This window comes from Pseudovibrio sp. POLY-S9, from assembly GCF_001431305.1.
Lineage (GTDB): Bacteria > Pseudomonadota > Alphaproteobacteria > Rhizobiales > Stappiaceae > Pseudovibrio.
Window position 1 is genome coordinate 18,353 of sequence record NZ_LCWX01000060.1, and the last position, 2,877, is coordinate 21,229.

Below are 2,877 nucleotides of genomic sequence, written 5' to 3' on the forward strand. Positions count from 1 at the left end.
AGAGCTTCGCTTATATCTTCCCGTGTTGCCCCGGTGTTTCTTGCAGCCCGCACATGCATGGCCACCTCATCTAGGTGCCCTAACGCTGCGAGAAGCGCAATAGTTACAATGGACCGTTCTCGCAATGTCCAGTTGTGCCGGGACCACACATGCCCCCAAGCCGCTTCAGTGATAAGCTCCTGAAAAGGCGCGTCAAAACTGCTCTTTTGAACTTCAGCAGCATTCACGTGAGTGTCTCCCAACACTCTGCGCCGTGTCTGCATGCCTTGTTTGTAAATTTCGCTTTGCCGCAGTTCACGCTGGTCAACCCTGTTTGGCCAACGAGAAATCGCCTGCCGAACAAGATGCGCCAGATACTCAGGTTGCTCCAGACTTGGCAGATGTCCGCAGTTTCCCACCCGCTCATATTTAGCATTCGGAATGAGGCATGCCATCTCCTCAACCAGTTCTGGCGGTGTAGACTGGTCGTCCTCACCAGCAACGCAGAGAACAGGCACGTCAATCTGTGCGGCCTGACAGGTCAGATCAGCGTCCCGAATGGCTGCACATGTGCCGATGTATCCGTCCAAAGGTGTTCGGCACAGAAGATTCCGATATCCTGCAACTGCTTCTGGCCATTTTGCCTGAAAGCCCGATGAGAACCAACGAGACATCACTGTATCAGCGATCCCCTCCATCCCGTTGGCCTCAATTGCGTTGATACGCTCTTGCCACGTCTGTGCGTCACCGATGCGCGGAGCGGTGTCACACAGGATCAGCCCGCTCACCAGATCAGGCCGGGCGGCCTGCAGCGCCATTGCGATCATGCCCCCTACAGATACACCGCAAATCACTGCATTCTTGATGGACTGGCTGTCCATGAGCGCAGCAAGGTCACGCATATGCAAATCAATCGAATACCGCTCATCGCCAACACTAGAAAGACCATGCCCACGTTTATCATAGGTCAGAACTTCGCCTTGATGCCCGAGATGAACCAGAAATTCATCCCAAATGCGAAAGTCCGTTCCCAATGAATTAATCAGAACAAGCGCTGGTGCTGCTGACTCTGAATTGGTCTTACTGAAGTGAAGCGTTGTAGAGTTTAATTCTATGAAGTGCATGCGCATCCCCCTAAACGGATCAATTGCATGTCTGTTTCAAAATGAATAATGATATTATCCAGACTAATCATATTGAGATTGTTATGAATAACCTACGCAGATTAAAGCTCAGGCATTTAGAAGCATTTGTAGAAGTGTCTCGCCAAAACAGCGTGAGCCGCGCTGCGGAGGTGCTTCATCTCACCCAGCCAGCCGTCACCCGTACTATTCGCGAACTGGAAGAAATATGCGGGCAGCCTCTGATTGAAAAAGATGGGCGCGGAATCCGCATCACCCATTACGGTGAGGTGTTCCTGCGTCATGCAGGCACCAGTCTGGCCGCTGCCCGTAACGGCATCAATGCATTATCTCAGCTCAACTATAGCGACGGCCCGATGGTCCGCATTGGCGCTCTGCCAACAGTGGCTGCATCGCTCATTCCGCAAGCCGTTAAGGCTTTCCTTGATACAGGGTTGCGAAACAGGCTTCATATCGTAACCGGAGAGAACCACGTCCTGCTGGATCAACTGAGAAATGGTGAGCTGGATCTTGTTATGGGCCGCCTGCCAGCACCGGAGAACATGCAGGGATTGGTGTTCGAACCGCATTATCGCGAACGTGTCGTTTTTGCCGTCGACAAAAACCATCCCCTCGCAGGAAAACCGCAGATCAGCGTGAATGAGCTGGATGTTTACCCGGTACTAATCCCTTCTGTAGCCTCAATTATTCGCCCGTTCGTCGATCGGCTTTTCATTGAACACGGCATTCCTGAACCAGAGCAGGCAATCGAAACCGTCTCGGACTCATTCGGCAGAGCCTTCACACAGGAATACAACGCGATCTGGATCATTTCGCGCGGTGTGATTGCACGTGAGATTGAAAGCGGCCAGTTCGTGGAGTTGCCGATTGATACCCGTGCGACGGTCGGCTCTGTCGGTCTCAACATGCGCGCTGGCGAAACGCTGGATACGGCGGCCCAATGCTTTGCCGAGATCCTTATGGGGTTGAGCGAGCAGGAGGAAGTTCGCGCTCCAGCTCACTAAGTCAGAGCAAATTCAGGGTGCATATTGATACCCAATACGGCATGAGAAGCGCGGTATTTTTCATTATTCATTTTGAAAAGTATATGTAATTCTCCGATTTCACAGTGGTGATTCCTAAGAATTCCCTTGGCGGATCATCCGGATCGTGATTAAGAATTTGACGGCCTTAGGGAGATGAGACTGCCCCAAGTAGCAGGATCAGGAAGGCTTGTCTGGTTTCGACCATTCTTCAGGAGGGTCACATACTTATGTTTGGTAATTTCAAAGGCTTCTGCGCTTCTACAGCTCTTTTGCTTGCTAGTGTTTCCATGGCAGGTGCAGCAGAATACACATTTAAACTCCACCACTTTCTAAGCCCCAAAGCGCCAGCGCAGACCAAAATGCTGGAACCATGGGCAAAGGCCGTTGAAGAAAATTCCGGCGGCCAGGTCAAAATCGAGATTTACCCGTCCATGTCACTTGGCGGTCGCCCGCCAGAGCTGGTCAACCAGGTTCGTGACGGCGTTGTTGATCTTGTCTGGACCCTGAACGGTTACACACCGGGCCTGTTTCCGCGCACCGAAGTGATGGAACTTCCGTTCGTGTTCCTGGATGATCCACGCGCGGCAAACCTTGCACTTTACGACATGTTCAAGAGCGATCTTGAAGTTGAATACAAGGGCTTGGAAGTCATGTTCCTGCACGTACATGCAGGTGCAGGCCTTCACACACGCGACAAGGAAGTCCGCAGTCCGGCTGATATGGCAGGGATG

General features: G+C 52.1%; 3 protein-coding genes. 2 read left to right on the plus strand and 1 reads right to left on the minus strand.

Annotation, left to right across the window (positions count from 1 at the left end; genetic code table 11):
• A partial coding sequence (gene pcaD, locus PPL9_RS04265) for a 3-oxoadipate enol-lactonase (RefSeq protein ID WP_057461535.1) occupies positions 1-1,103 on the minus strand: 1,103 nt, incomplete at its 3' end.
• Between the two features lie 83 nt (positions 1,104-1,186).
• Here pcaD and pcaQ point away from each other — a divergent pair.
• Both pcaQ and dctP read left to right on the plus strand, forming a co-directional pair.
• A complete protein-coding gene (pcaQ, locus tag PPL9_RS04270) occupies positions 1,187-2,125 on the plus strand; it encodes a pca operon transcription factor PcaQ (RefSeq protein WP_208989158.1) in 939 nt (312 codons plus the stop codon).
• Between the two features lie 248 nt (positions 2,126-2,373).
• A partial coding sequence (gene dctP / locus PPL9_RS04275; protein WP_200962107.1) for a TRAP transporter substrate-binding protein DctP occupies positions 2,374-2,877 on the plus strand: 504 nt, incomplete at its 3' end.